Source organism: Lacticaseibacillus jixianensis, assembly GCF_003946485.1.
GTDB lineage: Bacteria > Bacillota > Bacilli > Lactobacillales > Lactobacillaceae > Lacticaseibacillus > Lacticaseibacillus jixianensis.
This window is the reverse complement of record NZ_RHOJ01000002.1, coordinates 154,000-171,845: the sequence shown is the minus strand read 5'-3', so window position 1 is coordinate 171,845 and position 17,846 is coordinate 154,000. Positions and strand designations below refer to the sequence as shown.

Below are 17,846 nucleotides of genomic sequence, written 5' to 3'. Positions count from 1 at the left end.
TGCTTATCAAGGTGCGCAGCCGTCGCGCACTTAGCCCGACAGCTAGCCTAGCCTGACGCCTCACCGCCGTTTTTGGGCGGTGGGGCGTCGGGCGTAGCTAGATGCTCGGGCGTTGCGACGGCGGCGCCCGATTATCAAGGTGCGCAGCCGTTGCGCACTTAGCCCGATTATTGCTCTCGCTTAATTGACCGGCGTGATGGGTTCGCCGCGACTGACTTTGATCACGTTGTTGGCACAGATCATGGCCATCGCGTCACGCGCCTCGACGGTGGCATTGCCGATGTGCGGCGTGAGAATAACATTCTTCATGGTCGTCAGGCGCGGTTCGACTTGCGGCTCGTGCTCGTAGACATCCAAAGCGGCGCCGGCAAGCTCGCCGGCCGCCAAGGCGTCGGCCAAGGCCGCCTCGTCGATGATCGGCCCGCGTGCCGCGTTGATCAAAAGCGCGGTGGGTTTCATCGCTTTAAAGGTCGCGGCGTTGAACTGGTGGAAGTTCTCTGCCGTCTGCGGCGCGTGCAGGGTGATTAGGTCGGACTCGGCCACCAACTGCGTGAAGGGGACGTAGGTCGCCCCCAGCGCCTGCTCGGTAGCGGCGGGCAGCTGGTGGTGCTGGGTGTATAAGATTTTCATGGCGAAGGCGGCGGCGCGTTTGGCCACTGCCTGACCGATATGCCCGGCCCCGACGATGCCCAGCGTTTTGCCGGCCAGCTCGTGGCCCAGGAAAAAGCGGGGCTGCCAGCCGTCGAACCCGGCGCCGTGCATCAGCTTGTCGCCTTCAACGATGCGGTGGCTCAGCGCGAGCATGAGGCCCAGGGTCACCTCGGCGACCGCGGTGGTGGAGACGGCCGGGGTGTTGGTGACCGGGATGTGGCGAGCGGTCGCGGCGGCGACATCGATGTTGTTAAAACCCGCGCCGTAGTTCGCGATCAGGCGGAGGTGCGGGGCGCGTTCGATCACCGCCCTGGTGACCTGGGTCGAGAGCGTTGCGATCAGAAAATCGGCGTCTTGGGTGCCCGCGGCCAGGGCGGTTTCCGTGATCAGGCCGGCCCCTTGATACTGATCCACGGTGAAGCCGGCTTTGGTCAAGGTCTCCGCCGCAGCCTCGGGGATGCGGTCTGAGATGAATACTTTTGCCATCAAGATCCCTCCATTCGCCCTGATTGTAGCACGTTTTTGGTTGTGGCCAATGGAGCGGGGGCTTGGCACGAAAAAAGGCCGCGCACTGGCGACCCGCAAAGTTACTTCTGCTTTTCTTTGGCCTGCTTGGCTTTAGCGGCGTTTTCCTTAGCCTTGGGATCAGGGCCGGCCGCCTTGGCTTCGTCCGGGATGACGGCGAACTTGTCGAACATTTCGCCCCAGTCGGTTTTGGTGTTTACTTTTAAGCCCATGGGTAGACACTCCCTTTCGTTGAAGCTAGTATAGCATGTTTGCGGGCGGCGCGGAAAAAATGAATTTTTCTCGTATATATATTGCATAAAGATTAATCAGCGTGTATAGTTGGTCTCAAGATATCAGTTCGGCGTCTGCCGGCGAAGGGGAGTAGATTGTATGAGTGATTCTCAGCCATTGATTCAGATCGAGCATCTCGTGAAAAAATTCGGGGACCAGGTCGTCCTCAATGACATTTCGGAAACCATTAACAAAGGTGACGTTATCGTTGTCATCGGGGCGTCTGGTGGTGGTAAGTCGACCTTCCTGCGCAGCCTGAACCTGCTGAACAAGCCGACGAGCGGCGCCGTCAAGTTCGAAGGCACCGACCTGATGACCCTGAGCGAAAAGGACCTCGACAAAGTCCGCGAAAAGATGGGCATGGTGTTCCAGCAGTTCAACCTGTTCCCGAACATGACCGTCCTGGACAACATCAAGCTGGCGCCGATGAAGGTCAAGGCCCAAGATCCGGCCGCGGCCACCGAAAAGGCCAAGGCGCTGCTGGCCCAGGTCGGGCTGGAAGACAAGGCTGATGCGTTCCCAAGCAGCCTGTCAGGCGGGCAGATGCAGCGGGTGGCGATCGCCCGCGCTCTGGCCATGGAGCCGGACGTGATGCTGTTTGATGAACCGACGTCCGCCCTGGATCCAGAAATGGTCGGCGAAGTGCTGAAGGTCATGGAGGACTTGGCCAAATCCGGCATGACGATGGTCATCGTGACGCACGAAATGGGCTTTGCGCGTGAAGTTGCCAACGAGGTCTGGTTCATGGACGCCGGGGTCATTGCCGAAAAGGGCAAGCCTGAGGACATTTTCACCCACCCGCAGGAAGCACGGACCCAGGATTTCCTGAGCAAAGTGCTCGCCCAATAAGTTTGGCTGCAGCAAGCCGCCCACCGGAGAGGTTTCCCAACCGGTGGGCGGCTTTTGTTTGCCCTAATTGTCATGATTGCGGGCTAATTGTTGGCCGATGTGAACCTCCCCAGATTTGACCGCATCTTCTTTGATTGTCATTTTAGGGTGCTGTTCGCTGCGCGCCAAATAGAAAAAAACTCGCAATTACAAAAGTGTAATTGCGAGTGGGCGGCTTATTGTTGCTGACGGCCTAATTGATCTAAGGTTTCAAAGTCTGCTTGGCTCAAGTCGATGTTTTGGGCGGCAATGTTGTCAACGACATGCTCGGTTGAGCTGGTGCCAGGAATCGGTAAGATCACCTCTGAGCGCTTCAGCAGCCAAGCCAAAGCGATTTGGGCAGGACTTGCGTCGTAGCGCTTGGCGATGGCTTGTAATTGCTCGCCTTGGGCCAGTTTACCGGTGGCCAACGGGAACCAAGGAATAAAGGCCAAGTGGTTGGCCTCGGCGTAGTTCAAGACGGCTTCGTCTTTGCGGTCGATCAGGTTGTAACGGTTTTGGACCGATACGATCGGGGCGATCTTCTGCGCGGCTTTAATTTCGGCAACAGACACTTGGCTCAACCCGATGTGGCGGATCTTACCTTCCTGTTGCATCTTGGCCAGTTCCCCGATTTGATCTGCCAGTGGGTAGTTGGGGTCGATGCGGTGCAGCTGCAGCAAGTCGATGTGATCCAAGCCCAACGTCAGCAAGTTTAATTCAACTTGTTGACGCAAGTAGGCCGGCGCACCAAGCGGGATCCATTGGTCAGGGCCTTGGCGAGTGAAGCCGACTTTGGTGGCGACCATCACGTGACTGTTGGGGCGCTGCTTGAGCGCTTCCCGCAGATAAAGGTTGGCATACAGTGGCCCATAAGCATCGGCGGTGTCGATGAAATTCACGCCGTGGTCAATGGCGGTTTCAATGACATCGGCGGCGTTGTCAGGGTCTGCAGAAGGGCCCCAGACGCCTTTGCCCGGCAATTGCATCGTGCCATAGCCGAGCCGGTTGACAGTTAATGTTTGATCGAAACTGAATGTTTTTTGCATCGTGTAGATTCCTTTCTTGGTGATGATTGAATTAGTTTTAGTATGCGCGTTCATTAACCAAGATACAAACGAATAGTAAGTGCATTGTGCCTTGCGGGACACCGCTCAGGTCAGCGCGAACGCCCAGCGATCCCTTTCCTTTGGCAGCGGGCAGGCGGCGCTCACCCGGGTCACCAAGAATCACCTGCTGGCCGGATTCAAAAAACCGCGGCTTGGGTCAGCCGCGGCGCCATCATCATTCAATTGGCGGCGTCGGCCGGGTCGGCTTCATGCCGATGACATGCACGACCACGACGATTGAGAGCATGCCCAGCACCATGAACAGCGCGGCCATGCCGTAGCTGCCAAGGAACGCCGAGATGGTGACCGAGGCGCCGGCGAGGATGCCGGCCAGGGGATTGACGGTCGAAAAGGCGCCAGAGTACGTGCCGATTTTTTCCGGGTCCATCAGGTCCGCCCGCAGTGTCTGGCTCGGCGGGACGACGATCATCTCGCCGATGGTCAAGATCACGGCGCAAACCACGATCGGCCATAACGTCGAGAACAGGCAGGCGAGGGCAAAGCCAATGGTTTGCAGCAGCATCCCCACGCTGTACGCGCGCTTCAGCGACCAGCGCTTGGTCAGGCTGGTGAACAGCGACATGAACGGAATGATGATCGCGGTGTTGATCAGGGTCACCCCGGACAGCATGCGCTGCCCGTAGATCTCGATGCCAAACAGCCGCACCGTCTGAAAATCATCCCCGAGGTGGACGGCCAGGTAGTAGCCCAGCTGGCTGGTCACGATGCCGGCCAGGACCATGCCGATCAGGTACCAGTCGTAACGGTGGTCGGACAGCACGCCCAGGTACCCGCGCACCGCCTGCCAGACTGACCCGGAGACGGTGTGGTCCGGCGTGAAGCTTTCAGTCATGAAGAACTGGATGATGATCAGGTTGATGATGGTAACGACGATCATCCCGACCAGCAGTTCAAATAGGTAGTCGCGGAAGAACCAGCCGCCCAGCGCCGCGCCGATCATCACCGAAATGTTGATGATCCAGTAGATCAGCGCGTAAACGTACCGGCGATTCTCCGGGGTCGACACATCGATCACCATTGCTTCTTCAGCGGGGCTGGTGATGGCGCCGCCGACCTGGGCGATCAGGAAGCCGAAGAAGGTCGGGATCGGGTAACGGCCCAGAGGCGAATTCATCGCCGCCGCCAGCGCGAAGCCAACCAGCGTGAGGAGTGACCCCGCGACCATGATCGGCTTGCGGCCGTGCACATCGGCGAGGTGGCCGCCGTAAAGCCCGGCCACGAACCCCAGCGCGGACACGATGATCAGCAGCACCCCGGTGATGCCGGCGCCAAAGTACTTGGCGTAGTAGATGGTCATGTTCGGTCCGACCGAGCTGGACAGCATCACGGCCAGGAACACCGTCAGCATCCGCAGCTTTAAGTTGTTATTCAGTGCCATGAATTCTTTCATAATATCCTCCGCCCAAACTTTATTAGTATACGGAAGGTGCGGGCAAAAGAAAAGACCGCCTGGGCGGCCTAATGCTTGCTGGTGATCTTCACGCCCGGGTGGTCGTGGGCGAGGTCTTGGCGCAGCACGCCTTGTTCGTGCTGGCGGGCCGCTCGGGCCTTGCGCACGGCGTCATCCTGACGGGAGTGCTTCTTATTGTGTTTCGCCATGAGGCGCTCCTTTCTGTTGCAACGAGTGCTTCCATTCTACCACGAACGCGGTGCGCCAGCCACAGGTGGTCTTTCGCGGCTGGCCAAGCAAAATCCTCGCGTGCGCGCCGCTTCGCCTTTAAACTGAGGCTGGAGGAGCTGGGGAAACACTGCTGGCGCTTTTTCGCTGTGGCCGTTAAGGGAGGAGAGGGACCATGCTGCAAATCACGATCTTATCGTTGTCGTTTTTCACCATCATGACCAGCGCGGCCTTGTCGCCGGCGTTGACCGCCATCGCCGCGAGCTACCCGGGGGTCGCGCGGGTGTGGATCCAGTCGCTGGTCACGGTGCCCGCATTGGTCTTCATGGTGCTGCTGCCGATCTTGAACCGGCTGCCCGGCACGCGCAAGCAGCACGTCCAAGTGGGCCTGGTGCTGTATCTGATCGGCGGGCTGGTGCCGGTGCTGCCGCTGTCGTTTGGGCTGCTGATCCTCGCGCGGGCGCTCGCCGGGGTGGCCCTGAGTTTGATCGCCGGCCCGGCCATCAGCTTGATCACGGACTACTTTCACGGCGCGACTCGCCGCCAGCTCCTCGGGTGGGCGAATGCGGTGACGGCCGTGGGCACCATCTCGGCCACGCTGCTGGCTGGGTGGCTGGCGCTGCGCAACTGGCACTGGGCCTTTGGCATTTACGGCCTGGCCGTGGTGCCACTGGTGCTGATCACGCGGTTTCTGCCGGCCAAGACCCCAGTTGAGGAGGCCCCACAGGCCGCGGGTCGGCGCAGTGGGGCGCTGAGGCTCACCTTCGGGTTGTTGATCCTGCTGACGGGCATCTACTTTGTGATCCCGACCGACCTGCCTTTTTACATCGGGTCGGTGTTGCACACGCCGAACCCGGCCGCCGCCGGGTGGCTGCTGGCCAGCGTCTCCGGGCTCGGCCTGGTGATCGGCATCGGGTACGGCAAGCTGCCGTGGTCGCTGGCGCAAAAACTTGCGATCACGTTCGCCAGCCTGCTGCTGGGGATGCTGGCCATGACCGGTGGCAGCTGGCCCTTGACGCTGGTGGGGCTGGGCTTTGCCGGCGTAGCCATGGGCCTGGGGATGCCGGCGCTCAACGAGCGGATCGCCCACTTGTCGGCCCCGGCCGCGCGGGCCCGCAATCTGACGGTCACTAACGCCTTGATGTTCGGCAGTCAGTTCGCCTCGCCGCTGGTGTTCGCCTGGCTCGACGGGCTGGTCGGCGGCGGGGTCCGGGCCATTTTTGCCCTGGCGGCGATCGGCGCGATCCTGCCGGTGGTGCTCGTGTTCCTGATGGCGCCGCGGTCCAAGCAGTCCGCCCGGCGGCCGGGTTGAATTTTGGCCGCATCACCTTTACAATTTATAAGTAAGTCTAACGAAGGGAGGCGAGCGCATGGCGTCCGCCCACATTGAACACAAGCTGGCGCTGCTGCCGGATCTGCCAGGCAGCTACCAGATGAAGGACATCAACGGCAAGATCATTTACGTCGGCAAGGCGAAGAACCTGAAGAACCGCGTGCGCTCGTACTTCAAGAGCAGCCATGACGGCAAGGTCGCTAAGATGGTCTCCGAAGTCGCGGACTTTGACTACATCGTCACCTCCAGCGACAAGGAGGCCTTTCTGCTTGAGATCACGCTGATCCAGAAGTGGCAGCCGTTCTACAACATCAAGCTGAAAAAAGGGACGGGCTACCCGTACATCAAGATCACCAACGAACGGGACCCGAAGATCGAGCTGACCGGCGACGTCAAAAAGGACGGCGCCTACTACTTCGGCCCGTACCCGAACGTGTACGCCGCGCAGGAGACCATTCATTTTCTGGAAAAGGTCTACCCGCTGCGCCGCTGCAACGGCTACCAGGGCCGCCCGTGCCTGTACTACCACATGGGCCAGTGCCTGGGGGCGTGCTGGCGGACGGTGCCGGAGGAAGAATACGCCAAGCAGATCGCCAAGATCCGCAGCTTTCTGGACGGGAACACCGGCCGGGTCAAGCAGGAGCTGACTCACAAGATGGAAGAGGCGGCCAAGCACCTCGAGTTCGAGCGGGCCGCCGAGCTGCGCGACCAGCTGCACTACATCGAGGCCACGGTCGAAAAGCAGAAGATCATTTCCAACGACAAGACCCAGCGCGATGTGTTCAACTTTTACATGGACAAGGGCTGGATGTCGGTGCAGATCTTCTTCATTCGCCAGGCGCGGCTGATGAAGCGCGAATCCCGGCTGTTCGCGATCACCACCACCGCCAGCGAGGAATTCGAGACGTTCATCATGCAGTTCTACAGCCGCAAAAACAACGTGCTGCCCAAGGAGATCCTGGTACCGGAAGGCCTCGATAACGACGTGCTGGCCCAGGTGCTGGCCGTGCCGGTGCGCACCCCGCAGCGCGGCGAGAAGCGCGCGCTGATGGATCTGGCCAAGAAGAACGCCAAGATCAAGCTGGACGAGAAGTTCCGGCTGCTTGAGCTCGACAACCGCACCACAGTTGGGGCCCAAGAGGAGATCTTCAAGGCGCTGGGCCTGCAGTACGGCCACGTCATCGAGGCCTTCGACCACAGCCACATTCAGGGCACCAATCCGGTCTCGGCGATGGTGCAGTTCGTCGACGGCGCGCCGGCGAAGAGCAACTACCGCAAGTACAAGCTGGCCGAGGCAGAAGGCAATCACAGCGCCGACGAAGAGGCCAACACCCGCGAGGTGATCCGGCGCCGGTACACCCGGCTGCTGAAGGAGCACGCATCCATGCCGGACCTGATCCTCATGGACGGCGGCGAGCTGGAAATGAACGCGGTCAAGGACGTGCTGGAAAACGAGCTGAGCCTTAGCATCCCGGTTGCCGGGATGGTCAAAAACGACAAGCACCGCACCGCGCGGCTGCTGTACGGGGACCTCGACCAGCCCATCGACCTGGACCCGCATTCGCAGGGCTTTTACCTGCTGACGCGGATCCAAGACGAGGTGCACCGCTTTGCCATCACGTTCCACCGCCAGCTGCGCAATAAGAATTCGCTGGCGTCCAAGCTGGAAATGATCCAAGGGGTCGGCCCCAAGACCCGCACCAAGCTGCTGCGGCAGTTCAAAACCATCAACCACATCAAGGAGGCAAGCGTCGAGGACATCGAAAAGCTCGGCATCGCCAAGAACGTCGCGCAGGCGATCAAGATTTCCCTGCAGGCACAGTAAGCCGTCCAGGGGCAAGCCCCAAGGCTGCTTTTCGGTAGGCTTTTTTCGGCGATTATCCTAGCCCGGATCTGCTGTGTGGCCGGTATCTTCTCCCAATGAGTTCTATAATGAGGCTGATTAATTAATCTTGAATGTAATGAGGATGATCAGATGACGAATTGGGGCATTATGGGTCTCGGGCAGATCGCCCGGGACTTCGCAGCGCAATTGAACCGGACGCAGCCGGTGTACGGGGTCGCAAGCAGGGACCCGGCGAAGGCGGCGCAGTTTGCCAAGGATTTCCAGGTGGTCCACCACTACGCGTCGTACCAGGAAATGTTGGCCGACCCGCAAATCGACTGTGTGTACATCGCCACCGTCAACTCGCAGCACCTCAAGGACATCAAGCTGTGCCTGGACGCCGGCAAGCACGTGCTGTGCGAAAAGGCGATCTGGCGCAACTATGAGGAAACGAAGGCCGTGTACGAGCTGGCGGCCAGCAAGCACCTGCTGCTGACCGAGGCCATGACGATTTACCACATGCCGCTTTACCGCAAGTTGCGTGACTTGATCGCGGCCGGGCGGATCGGCAACGTCAAAATGATCCAGGCCCAGCTCGGCGGCGTTACGGCCCCTGATCCGCACAGCCGGTTTTTCGCCAAAGCGCTGGGCGGCGGCGCGATGCTGGACATTGGCACCTACGATCTGTCCTTTATTCGTTTCTTTAGCCGCCACTTTGGCCAGCCCGTCTCAGTGATGCATAAGTATCCGACGGGGGTGGATGAGATGTGGAGCATTGCCCTGAAAACCGATGACGGGGTCCTGGCCAATGCCAACATGGCCTTTCGCGCCTACCTGCCCCAGCATGCCTTCATCTCTGGGGACGGCGGCTACATTGACGTGCCGAACTTTCTACGAGCGGAGCAGGCCACCATCACGGCCCCCGATGGCACCACGGAAACCATCACCGCCGGCAGCACGGCCCTGGCCATGGCATACGAGATCGCGGACTTTGAGCAGGCCCTGGCGACGCCGACGGCCGGGCAGGCCTTCGCTCAGGAGACCCTGGATGTGGTCCGGTTGATGGATCAGCTCATGACGCAGGCCGGGGTATAGTGCCGCGGGCCAATGGATCGTCAGAATACTCGTCAGCACAGCAGACGCTCGCATCACTTGGTTGCTGACGCTGATTGTAACGGACACCGGTTTGTGGTGGCCGTTTTTTCGTCCAAGGCGTGCCAGGGTCGCGTCCCGGTTCCCCGAATTAGTTCAAGATGCTTTTCTTTTCCCATGTAAGCGTGTATGATAATGGCATCGGGATTATAATAAGGTTAGAAATAATAGGGAAGATGATATTATGATGAGTGCGGGATTCGGGATCAAGCGCCATTATCATACGCACCGCATCGTGCGGTGGGCGGCGACGGGGAGCCGCCGGCAGCTTGCGGCCGCGCATGCGCGGGCGTTTGACCGCGTGGCGGCAACGCCGGTGGGCGGCGTGAAAGTCGCGCTGGGGGCGTTGGCCCTGGTCGTGGTGTTGGTGGGCGTGCTTGGGGCAACGCTTTAACCTAACCTCACAACATTAAAAAATGGCTCACCAGGTGGTGGGCCATTATTGGTGGGCGGCTATTTGGCAGCGGTGGACACGACGATGCGGCCGGTGTGCGGCTGCGGCAGGAGGTCATGCGCTTCGGCAAAGCCCGCCTGCGTAAACGGCAGCAGGATCCCGATCGGCATTTCCAGCAGCCCGTCGGCAAACTGCGGGACGAGTTCACTCAGGATGTCGTGCTCGCTCGGCCGGGCGCCAGGGTGGATGTGGGTGAAGCGGACCGCCTTGCTGCTGGGCGGCGCTTGGTGGGCAACGCTGACAATCTGCCCGCCGGTGCGCACCATCGCGACGTCGTCGTCGCCGTTGACGCCATCCAGCGCGGCGTTGAAAACGATGTCGGCTGAGTCCGCCAGGGTCTTGGCCGGCGTCTCGGTGTCGTAAGCCACAAAGGCCGCGGCGCCCGCGGCGAGGACGAGCTCCCGGCGGCCCGCGCTGGCCACGCCGATCACCCGCGCCCCCTGCGCTTTGGCCAGCTGCAGGATGAGCAGGCCCACGCCGCCGCTGGCCCCCTTGACCACGACCGTCTGCCCGGGCTGCAGCGTGGCGAACACGTTCACCGCCCGGTACGCGGTGACGGCCGGGGTGATCATGGCGGCAGCGCGCTCAAAGCTGAGATTGCGCGGCAGCGGCACGACTTCCCGGGCCCGCGCCGCCTGGGTGGCGTCCCCGGCCGTGGTTCGGGCCAAGACGCGCTGGCCGAGGGTTAGGTCGGTGGCGCTGTGGCCCAGCGCCGCGATGGTGCCGGCAACGTCCGACCCCAAGACGTTGAAATCACCGGGGAAGGTGCCGCGGCGCTGCATGCGCTCGCGGTTGTTGAGCCCGACCGCCTGCACGTTGATGATCACCTCATCGCCGGCGGGGCGCAAGTCGGGGAGCGTGCGGGCGGTGAGGGTGGTGGCACCGTGTTCGACTTCAAAACCAAATGCTTGCATGGATGATCCGCCTCCTTATTTTGCTGGTTTCAGTTTAGGGCCTAAAGCAGGGCGCAACAAGCGAAACGACTCCGCGCCGGCAGGGGGGGCTTGCCCGCTTTTTTGCTAGCAAAAAGCGCCATCACTGATCAGTGATGGCGCTAGTCGCGTTCCGTAAAGCGACGCCCTTGTGCTTTGGGCTAAAACCGCTTTATGTCTCAGCCTCTAGTTCAAGCTTGCCGCTTAGAGGCTTTCCTTGGCCTTGGGGCGCCAGAAGCCGAGGATCAGCGCGGCGATCAGGGTCCCGACGATGAGCGAGACAATGAAGCCGAGCTTCTGGTTGGTCAAAGCCAGCGCCACGATGCCCCCGTGAGGCGCCGGGACGTTGACGTGGAACAGCTGGGTCAGACCGCCGGCGATGGCCGAGCCGATGACGCTGCTGCCGATGATGTGCAGCGGGTCAGTGGCTGCAAACGGGATCGCGCCTTCGGTAATGAAAGTCAGGCCGAGCACGTAGTTAGACATCGCAGAGGAGTGCTCCGTCTTGGTGAACTTTTGCGGGAAGAAGGTCGCGGCGATGGCGATGGCCAAAGGCGGGATCATGCCCCCGATCATGACGGCAGCCATCCAGCGGCCGTCCTTAAAGCCTGACGCCTGGTAAACACCGATGGCAAAGGTGTAAGCCGCCTTGTTGAAGGGGCCGCCCATGTCGATGCTCATCATGCCGGCGAGGATCACCCCGACGACAACCGCGTTGCCGGTGCCCATGCCTTCAAGCCAATTGATCAAAGCACCGTTGAGGAAGGCGAAAATCGGGTTGACGATGAAGAACATGATCAGACCAATCAACGCGAGGCCAATCACGGGGTAGAACAGGATCGTTTTCAGGCCGTCCAGTGAGTGCGGCATCCCGGCGAAGAGTTTCTTCAGGCCGATGATCATCCAGCCGGCGACGAACCCAGCGACGAGGCCGCCGATGAAGCCAGCCGCGTTTTGCGCGTGGACGACGGAGGCAGCGGCGACGGTGGCCATGTAGCCGCCCACGAACCCTGGCATCAGGGCCGGGCGGTCACCGATCGACACCGCGATGTACGCGGCCAGGACCGGCACCAGGAAGGAAAAGGCGTAATTGCCGAGGTTGTTGGTGAACGTGAACCACTGGGACTTGGCGCCGAACGCATTTTCAAAGATGAAGGAGAGCGCCATGATGATCCCGCCGCCGACCACGAACGGCAGCATGTTGGACACCCCGTTCATCAAGTCAGCGTAGATCCGGCTCCACAGGGTCTTCTTTTCCTCGGGCGCGGCGGCACTGGTCTCGGTTTGCTCACCGGCGGCGTGGAAAATGGGGCCTTTGCCAGCGAGGGTGTCCTGGATCAGTTCTTCGGGTTTCTTGATGCCGTCAATGACCGGGCGGTTGATCAGGTGCTTGCCGGCAAACCGCGGCATGTCGACCTTTTTATCCGCAGCGATGATGACGCCGACTGCGGCGTCAATGTCGGCGGCGGTCAGCTTGTGCTTGACGCCTTCGGAGCCGTTGGTTTCGACCTTGATGTCGACGCCCATCTTCTCGGCCTGCTCCTTGAGGGCGGCTTCAGCCATGTAAGTGTGGGCAATGCCGGTGGGGCAGGCGGTGACGGCGACGATGAACGGCTTCTTGGCGGCCGGTGCCGGGCTTTCGGCAGCAGCCTGGCGCGCGGCGTCCTGCTGGGCGGCCTTGGCGTCGTCTTCCTTGTCCTTGACGTCCTTTGCCTCCTGAGCGGCGCCGAACAGCTGGAGCACTTCGTCCGGCGTCTGCGCCTTTTTCAGAGCGGCGACGAGGTCTGGGTTGATCAGCAGGGACGACAGTGCGGCCAGGGCCTGCAGGTGCGTGTTATTGGCGCCTTCTGGGGCGGCGATCATGAAGAACAGGTGGACCGGCTGGCCATCCAAGGCGTGGTACTCGACGCCGGCTTCGCTTTTGGCGAACAGGACGGTGGCGCGCTGCACGGCCTTGTCCTTGGCGTGGGGCATGGCGATGCCGTCGCCGATGCCGGTCGTGGACTCCGCCTCGCGCTTGAGAATGTCTTCCTTGTACAGGGTCTCGTCGTCAATGATGCCTTCCGCCTTGTACTTGGCGACCATTTCATCGATGACACCGCGCTGATCGGTGGCCTTGAGGTCCATGATCATGACGTTTTTGAGCAATAAGTCACGAATATCCATTGTTACACTTCCTCTATTGTAATGGTGTGATACACTTCATCGATCTTGGCACGGTCGGCCAGGTCCTTGGAAAAGGCGGTGGCACTGCCGCAGGCGATGCCGACCTTGAAGGCCTCCAGTGGATCGTTCGTTTCTGCCAGGGTGCCGGTAAAGCCTGCCAGCATCGAATCGCCGGCGCCGACTGAGTTGACCACCTGGCCTTTGGCGGCGCTGCCGTGGTAGGCCTTGTCGGCTTCCACCAGCAGTGCGCCCTTGCCGGCCATGGAGACCAGCACGTGCTGCGCGCCGCGCTTCAGGAGCTTGCGACCGGCTGCGACCACCTGCTGCAGGTCCGGGTATTCTGCGTCCCCGAATAATTCGGCCAGCTCGTGGTGATTGGGCTTGACGACCAGTGGGTGGGCCGCCAGTGTGTCGAGCAGGGCCTGGCCGGTGGTGTCGATCACAAACTCGGCGCCGGCACCTTGGATCAGGGGGATCAGGTCGCGGTAAAAACTTTCGGGCAGGCCGTTGGGCAAGCTGCCGGCCATGACGACCACGTCGCCGGGCTGCAGGCGCTTTTGCAAGTTGGCTCTGAACGCGCTGATCTCGGCCTCGCTGATGGTCGGGCCCGCCGCGTTCAGCTCCGTTTCGCTTTCAGCGCGCAGCTTGACGTTGATCCGCGTCGGCTGCTGAACGGGCGTGAACGCGCAGGGGAGGGCCAGCGCCTGGAGCTGTTCTTCGATGAAGCGGCCGGTGAAGCCGCCCATGAAGCCCAGCGCAGTGCTTTGCCGGCCCAGGGCCTTCAGGATCCGGGACACGTTGATGCCTTTACCACCGGGCAGCGTCAGCGCCGAGTCGAGCCGGTTGACCAGTCCAAGCGCGAGGTGGTCCAGCGTGACCACATAGTCGATCGATGGGTTTAGGGTGACAGAATAAATCAATTTGTGACCTCCTTGATTGTGGGTTGATCTTCGTAGTACTGAGTAAGCTCCCCGAGCGGGGTGGTCAGGATCGTTGCGGCGGCAAGGTCGCCAAACTTAGCGAAGCTGACCTGACCGAACTTGCTGGGGTCGGCCAGGACGACGGTTTGGGTCGCCTGGCTGAGCGCCGCGCGCTTGATCGCCGCCTCCTCTTCGTCTGGGGTGGTGAGGCCGTACTTCAGGTGCACGCCGTTTGTGCCGAGAAAGGCCAGGTCGAAGTGACAGGCCGCCATTGCGTGGGCGGTGGTGGCTCCGATCAGCGCCTTCGTGGCGGGCTTGACGGTTCCCGGCAGCATGCGCGTTTGGACCTTGTAATCGGCCAGCTGACTGGCGTTGTCGACCCCGGTGGTCACCACGGTGATGTCGCGGCCCACCAGCAGGGGGATCATCTGCGCCGTGGTGGTGCCGGCATCCAGAAAAATAGTCGCATGGGCGGGGATCATGGCGGCCGCCGCCTTGGCGATCCGCTGCTTTTCGATCAGGGCGCGGGTGGCTTTTTCCCGCACGCTGGGTTCCACCGCGGCGTCGATGAGGCGCTCGGCGCCGCCGTGGATCCGTCTCAGCGCACCTTGTTCCTCTAAGTCTTGAAGGTCGCGGCGCACCGTGGACTCCGAAGCGGCCAGGGCTTGCATGAGATCTTTGGCTTTGACGACGCCCTGCTGACGCAAGGCGGCCTTAATGTACCGGTGGCGCTCTTCTGTAAGCACTTTCCTCACCTCTCGCAGTCATTATACGCCGGGATCATTCAAAATCAATATATAACGGTCAAAAACATTCAAAAAGTTTGGCAAAATCGTTCATAAACCGTCACATCCAAAATTGTTCCCACAAATCATCAGGAAGCCCTTTCATTGGTGTAGGCCAATATGGTAGGCTAATGACGTAAAGGGGGATTTTACTCATGGGAAAATTAGGCGTCTCCGTTTATCCGGAGCGTTCCACTTATGAAAAAGACGCGGCCTACCTGGACCTGGCGGCTAAGTATGGCTTCAAGCGGGTGTTCACGTCACTGCTTGAGATCAAGGGTGACGCGGCCAGCGTGGTCGCCAGCTTTAAAAAGGTGATCGACCACGCCAACAGCCTGGGCATGGAAGTGATGGTCGACATGAACCCGGCCCTGTTCGATCAGCTCGGCGTGACCTACGACAACCTGAAGTTCTTCAAGGACCTTGGGGCGTGGGGCGTGCGGCTGGACTTGGGCTTCACGGGTGCCGAGGAAGCGCGCATGACGCGCAACCCGTACGGCCTGAAGATCGAGGTCAACATGTCGTCAGGCACGCACTACATCGACAATATCATGTCGTATTCACCCAACCGTGAGAACCTGCTGGGCTCACACAATTTCTACCCGCACCAGTTTTCGGGGCTGGGACAGGCGTTCTTCGACCAGGCGACGGCGATGTACACGAAGTACGACCTGAACACGGCCGCCTTCATCACGTCGCAGGCCGCAACGTTTGGCCCGTGGCCGACGCAGGATGGCGTGTGCACGCTTGAAGACCACCGCCACCTGCCGATCGAGACGCAGGTCAAACACTATGTGCTGCTCGACACGATCAACGATGTGATCATCGGCAATGCGTACGCCAGCGAGGCTGAACTCAAGGCGGCGCACGACGCCTGGACCGCCGCGTACCCAGCCCTTAAGGTGGTGCCGGATGCCGACATTTCGCCGCTTGAGGCTGAGCTGCTGTTCGATAATGACCACAGCTACCGCGGCGATCGCTCCGAGTACCTGCTGCGCAGCACGATGACGCGGGTCAAGTACCGCGACCGCGATTTCCCGGCGCACCACACCGAGCCGATCAAGCGCGGCGACGTCCTCATCGACAACGAGAAGTTCGGCCAGTACAAGGGCGAAACCCAGATCGCGTTGCAGGGCATGCCGAACGACGGTCGGGTCAATGTGGTCGGCCACTTGCACCCGGACGAGTTGTTCCTGCTCAGCTACCTGAAGCCTTGGAGCGGCTTTCGGATGGTTAAAGCCTAACGAGAGAACAGATTCTGCTGACCGAGTTGGCGGAATCTGTTTTAACATAGGTAAAAAGAGGTGAGCTTGATGGCGGCAATCAAACATGAGATCGTGCAGATGACCCCGTCGTTTCCGTTTCGTGATTACCTGCGCCGGCCAGCGAGGATGGCGGCCGTCGCCCCGCACTGGCACCAGGGGCTGGAAGTCAACTGCCTGATCCACGGGGGCACGCTGAAGGTGGTTGAGGATGGCCGGACCAGTCTGTTCACGCCCGGGTGCATGTGGGCGATCGATCCGCGCGTCGTCCACAGCTCCTCCGCCGAGCAACGCGCTGACTGGCTGGAGTACGGCTTCAACGTCGATCCGGAATTTTTGACCGAGGTCCTGCCGGACGCGGTCAACTGGCACTTTACGCTCCATGGTCAGCCGGCGGACCCGGCCCAGCGCCCGGCTTACGAAGCCTTATGGACCGCCATGCTGGCGATGTCCCAGGAGCACGGCCGCGCCGGAGATCAGATCAGTCGGCTGCGCATGCTCAGCGCGTTTTACCGGGTGCTTGCGCTGCTGGCCGCTCACTTCACCGCGCCGCTGCAAACGCCGGCCGTGCGGGTCAATCCGCCGCTGGTCGACGCGGCCATGGGGATCATCGACCGCGACTACGCCGAGCCGCTGACGACTGCGCGCCTGGCGCAGCGCCTGCACGTGTCGACCACGACGCTGAACGCCCAGTTTCAGGCGAACCTCAAGCTGTCGGTCATTCGCTATCTGCGCACGGTCCGGCTGATGAAGGCGCGGGAGCTGCTATTGACGTCAAATAAGGCGATCGACTATGTGGCCACGGCGGTCGGGTTTGCCAACCAGCGCGCGTTGGCGCGTAATTTTAAGGGCTGGAAGGGCCTGACCCCCAGCGCGTACCGCAAGGCGTACAAGCGGTTTCACAAAAATGACCGGGTTTACTTTTGAAAATGTCCGTTGTCTTTGGCGGCTGATGCTATCCTGTATTTGTCAGTCAAGACAGGCCGGCTCTTCGGACGGGGCCGACCACTCATTGCTATGGAACTACCCAAAATCGGCCCTCCCCGGGACCGATTTTTTGATGTAAGATGCGAAGACTTGGCGGGTTTAGCGGAATGATTAGCCTAGGCTGCGGCTTTGCCTGCGCAGCAGGTGAAGCCGCGGCCGTAGCTAATCACTTCCGCGTTGCCAAGTCGTAGCCCAGTTAGGCCAAGGTGCGCAGGGTCGACGGTCTTAGCCTGACGATCAGCCTAGCCATCGGCATTGCCGCCGCTTTTTGGCGGCGAGGCCGATGGCGTAGCTGAGCGCTCGGGCGTTGTCGACCCGTAGCCCAGTTAGGTGCAAGGTGCGCAGGGCTGGCGGTTTTAGCGGGATGGATAGCCTAGCTCACGGAATTGCCGCTGTACTTTGGCGGCGAGGCCGTGAGCGTAGCTAGCCACTCCCGCGTTGCCAGCCCGCAGCCCAGTTACGCCAAGGTGCGCAGGGTCGACGGTCTTAGCCCGACGATCAGCCTAGCTCAGGGCATTGCCGCCGTTTTTTGGCGGCAAGGCCGTGAGCGTAGCTGAGCGCTCGGGCGTTGTCGACCCGTAGCCCAGTTAGGTGCAAGGTGCGCAGGGCTGGCGGTTTTAGCGGGATGGATAGCCTAGCTCAGGGCATTGCCGCCGTTTTTTGGCGGCGAGGCCGTGAGCGTAGTTAGCCACTCCCGCGTTGCCAGCCCGCAGCCCGATTACGCCAAGGTGCACAGTGCTGGCGGTTTTAGCGGCATGATTAGCCGCTCCGCATGTCACCCTGTCCGCCAGGCGGCCGCATCTGCGGCCGGCCCGCCGTGCTGGCCTCTCCCTGGCGCAACACTTTTGCTTGAACTTTTCTTTTGCATAACTGATATACGGCCCCCGGACGCGCCTGGAATCTAGTATAATGGCTAGTGAGATTTGCACTGACGGGGCGAAACCCGTATGCTAGTGACTTAGACTT

General features: G+C 61.0%; 16 protein-coding genes. 7 read left to right on the top strand and 9 right to left on the bottom strand.

All coding sequences use genetic code 11. The features are described from left to right. Positions 1-180: 180 nt before the first annotated feature. Both EKM85_RS01835 and EKM85_RS11420 read right to left on the bottom strand, forming a co-directional pair. The gene (locus EKM85_RS01835; protein WP_125584572.1) at positions 181-1,137 is read right to left on the bottom strand and encodes an NAD(P)-dependent oxidoreductase; all 957 of its coding nucleotides are present in this window, start codon (positions 1,135-1,137) and stop codon (positions 181-183) included. Positions 1,138-1,238: 101 nt separating this feature from the next. Beyond that, positions 1,239-1,388, bottom strand: coding sequence for an SPJ_0845 family protein (locus tag EKM85_RS11420; RefSeq protein WP_164510633.1), 150 nt, complete (start codon positions 1,386-1,388; stop codon positions 1,239-1,241). 160 nt (positions 1,389-1,548) lie between these two features. Here EKM85_RS11420 and EKM85_RS01830 point away from each other — a divergent pair, with 160 nt between their 5' ends. Next, complete coding sequence (locus EKM85_RS01830; protein WP_125584571.1) at positions 1,549-2,298, top strand: amino acid ABC transporter ATP-binding protein; 750 nt, start codon at positions 1,549-1,551, stop codon at positions 2,296-2,298. Positions 2,299-2,513: 215 nt separating this feature from the next. Here the strand turns inward: EKM85_RS01830 and EKM85_RS01825 are convergent, their stop codons facing one another. The 3 genes from EKM85_RS01825 to EKM85_RS11415 all read right to left on the bottom strand — a co-directional run bounded on the left by EKM85_RS01825 (position 2,514) and on the right by EKM85_RS11415 (position 5,045). Next, entirely contained in the window at positions 2,514-3,365 is an 852-nt protein-coding gene (locus EKM85_RS01825) for an aldo/keto reductase (protein ID WP_125584570.1), read from the bottom strand. Positions 3,366-3,600: 235 nt separating this feature from the next. Then, positions 3,601-4,836, bottom strand: coding sequence for an MDR family MFS transporter (locus EKM85_RS01820; protein WP_125584569.1), 1,236 nt, complete (start codon positions 4,834-4,836; stop codon positions 3,601-3,603). A gap of 68 nt (positions 4,837-4,904) precedes the next feature. Then, on the bottom strand, positions 4,905-5,045 hold the full coding sequence (locus EKM85_RS11415) for a hypothetical protein (protein ID WP_164510632.1): 141 nt from the start codon (positions 5,043-5,045) through the stop codon (positions 4,905-4,907). A gap of 194 nt (positions 5,046-5,239) precedes the next feature. Here EKM85_RS11415 and EKM85_RS01815 point away from each other — a divergent pair, with 194 nt between their 5' ends. The 4 genes from EKM85_RS01815 (at position 5,240) to EKM85_RS01800 (ending at position 9,768) form a co-directional block, all read left to right on the top strand. Further along, positions 5,240-6,376, top strand: coding sequence for an MFS transporter (locus EKM85_RS01815; protein ID WP_125584568.1), 1,137 nt, complete (start codon positions 5,240-5,242; stop codon positions 6,374-6,376). Between the two features lie 58 nt (positions 6,377-6,434). After that, positions 6,435-8,222 (top strand): excinuclease ABC subunit UvrC, encoded by a 1,788-nt coding sequence (uvrC, locus tag EKM85_RS01810; protein WP_125584567.1) that lies wholly within the window; start codon positions 6,435-6,437, stop codon positions 8,220-8,222. Between the two features lie 150 nt (positions 8,223-8,372). Beyond that, positions 8,373-9,317, top strand: coding sequence for a Gfo/Idh/MocA family protein (locus EKM85_RS01805; protein WP_125584566.1), 945 nt, complete (start codon positions 8,373-8,375; stop codon positions 9,315-9,317). A gap of 241 nt (positions 9,318-9,558) precedes the next feature. Continuing rightward, on the top strand, positions 9,559-9,768 hold the full coding sequence (locus EKM85_RS01800) for a hypothetical protein (RefSeq protein ID WP_125584565.1): 210 nt from the start codon (positions 9,559-9,561) through the stop codon (positions 9,766-9,768). Between the two features lie 59 nt (positions 9,769-9,827). Here the strand turns inward: EKM85_RS01800 and EKM85_RS01795 are convergent, their stop codons facing one another. The 4 genes from EKM85_RS01795 to EKM85_RS01780 all read right to left on the bottom strand — a co-directional run bounded on the left by EKM85_RS01795 (position 9,828) and on the right by EKM85_RS01780 (position 14,592). Beyond that, on the bottom strand, positions 9,828-10,742 hold the full coding sequence (locus tag EKM85_RS01795) for a quinone oxidoreductase family protein (protein WP_125584564.1): 915 nt from the start codon (positions 10,740-10,742) through the stop codon (positions 9,828-9,830). 222 nt (positions 10,743-10,964) lie between these two features. After that, a complete protein-coding gene (locus EKM85_RS01790) occupies positions 10,965-12,926 on the bottom strand; it encodes a PTS fructose transporter subunit IIABC (RefSeq protein WP_125584563.1) in 1,962 nt (653 codons plus the stop codon). Positions 12,927-12,928: 2 nt separating this feature from the next. Then, positions 12,929-13,846 carry a 1-phosphofructokinase gene (gene pfkB, locus EKM85_RS01785; protein WP_125584562.1) on the bottom strand — a complete coding sequence of 306 codons (918 nt, stop codon included), beginning with the start codon at positions 13,844-13,846 and terminating at the stop codon, positions 12,929-12,931. Further along, positions 13,843-14,592 (bottom strand): DeoR/GlpR family DNA-binding transcription regulator, encoded by a 750-nt coding sequence (locus tag EKM85_RS01780; RefSeq protein WP_125584561.1) that lies wholly within the window; start codon positions 14,590-14,592, stop codon positions 13,843-13,845. Before EKM85_RS01780 ends, pfkB begins: the two co-directional genes overlap by 4 nt. 194 nt (positions 14,593-14,786) lie before the next feature. On the opposite strand from EKM85_RS01780, the gene EKM85_RS01775 reads away from it, so the two are divergent. After that, a complete protein-coding gene (locus EKM85_RS01775; RefSeq protein WP_125584560.1) occupies positions 14,787-15,875 on the top strand; it encodes a DUF871 domain-containing protein in 1,089 nt (362 codons plus the stop codon). A 69-nt stretch (positions 15,876-15,944) separates the two neighbouring features. Further along, on the top strand, positions 15,945-16,820 hold the full coding sequence (locus EKM85_RS01770) for an AraC family transcriptional regulator (protein WP_125584559.1): 876 nt from the start codon (positions 15,945-15,947) through the stop codon (positions 16,818-16,820). Positions 16,821-17,846 lie beyond the last annotated feature (1,026 nt).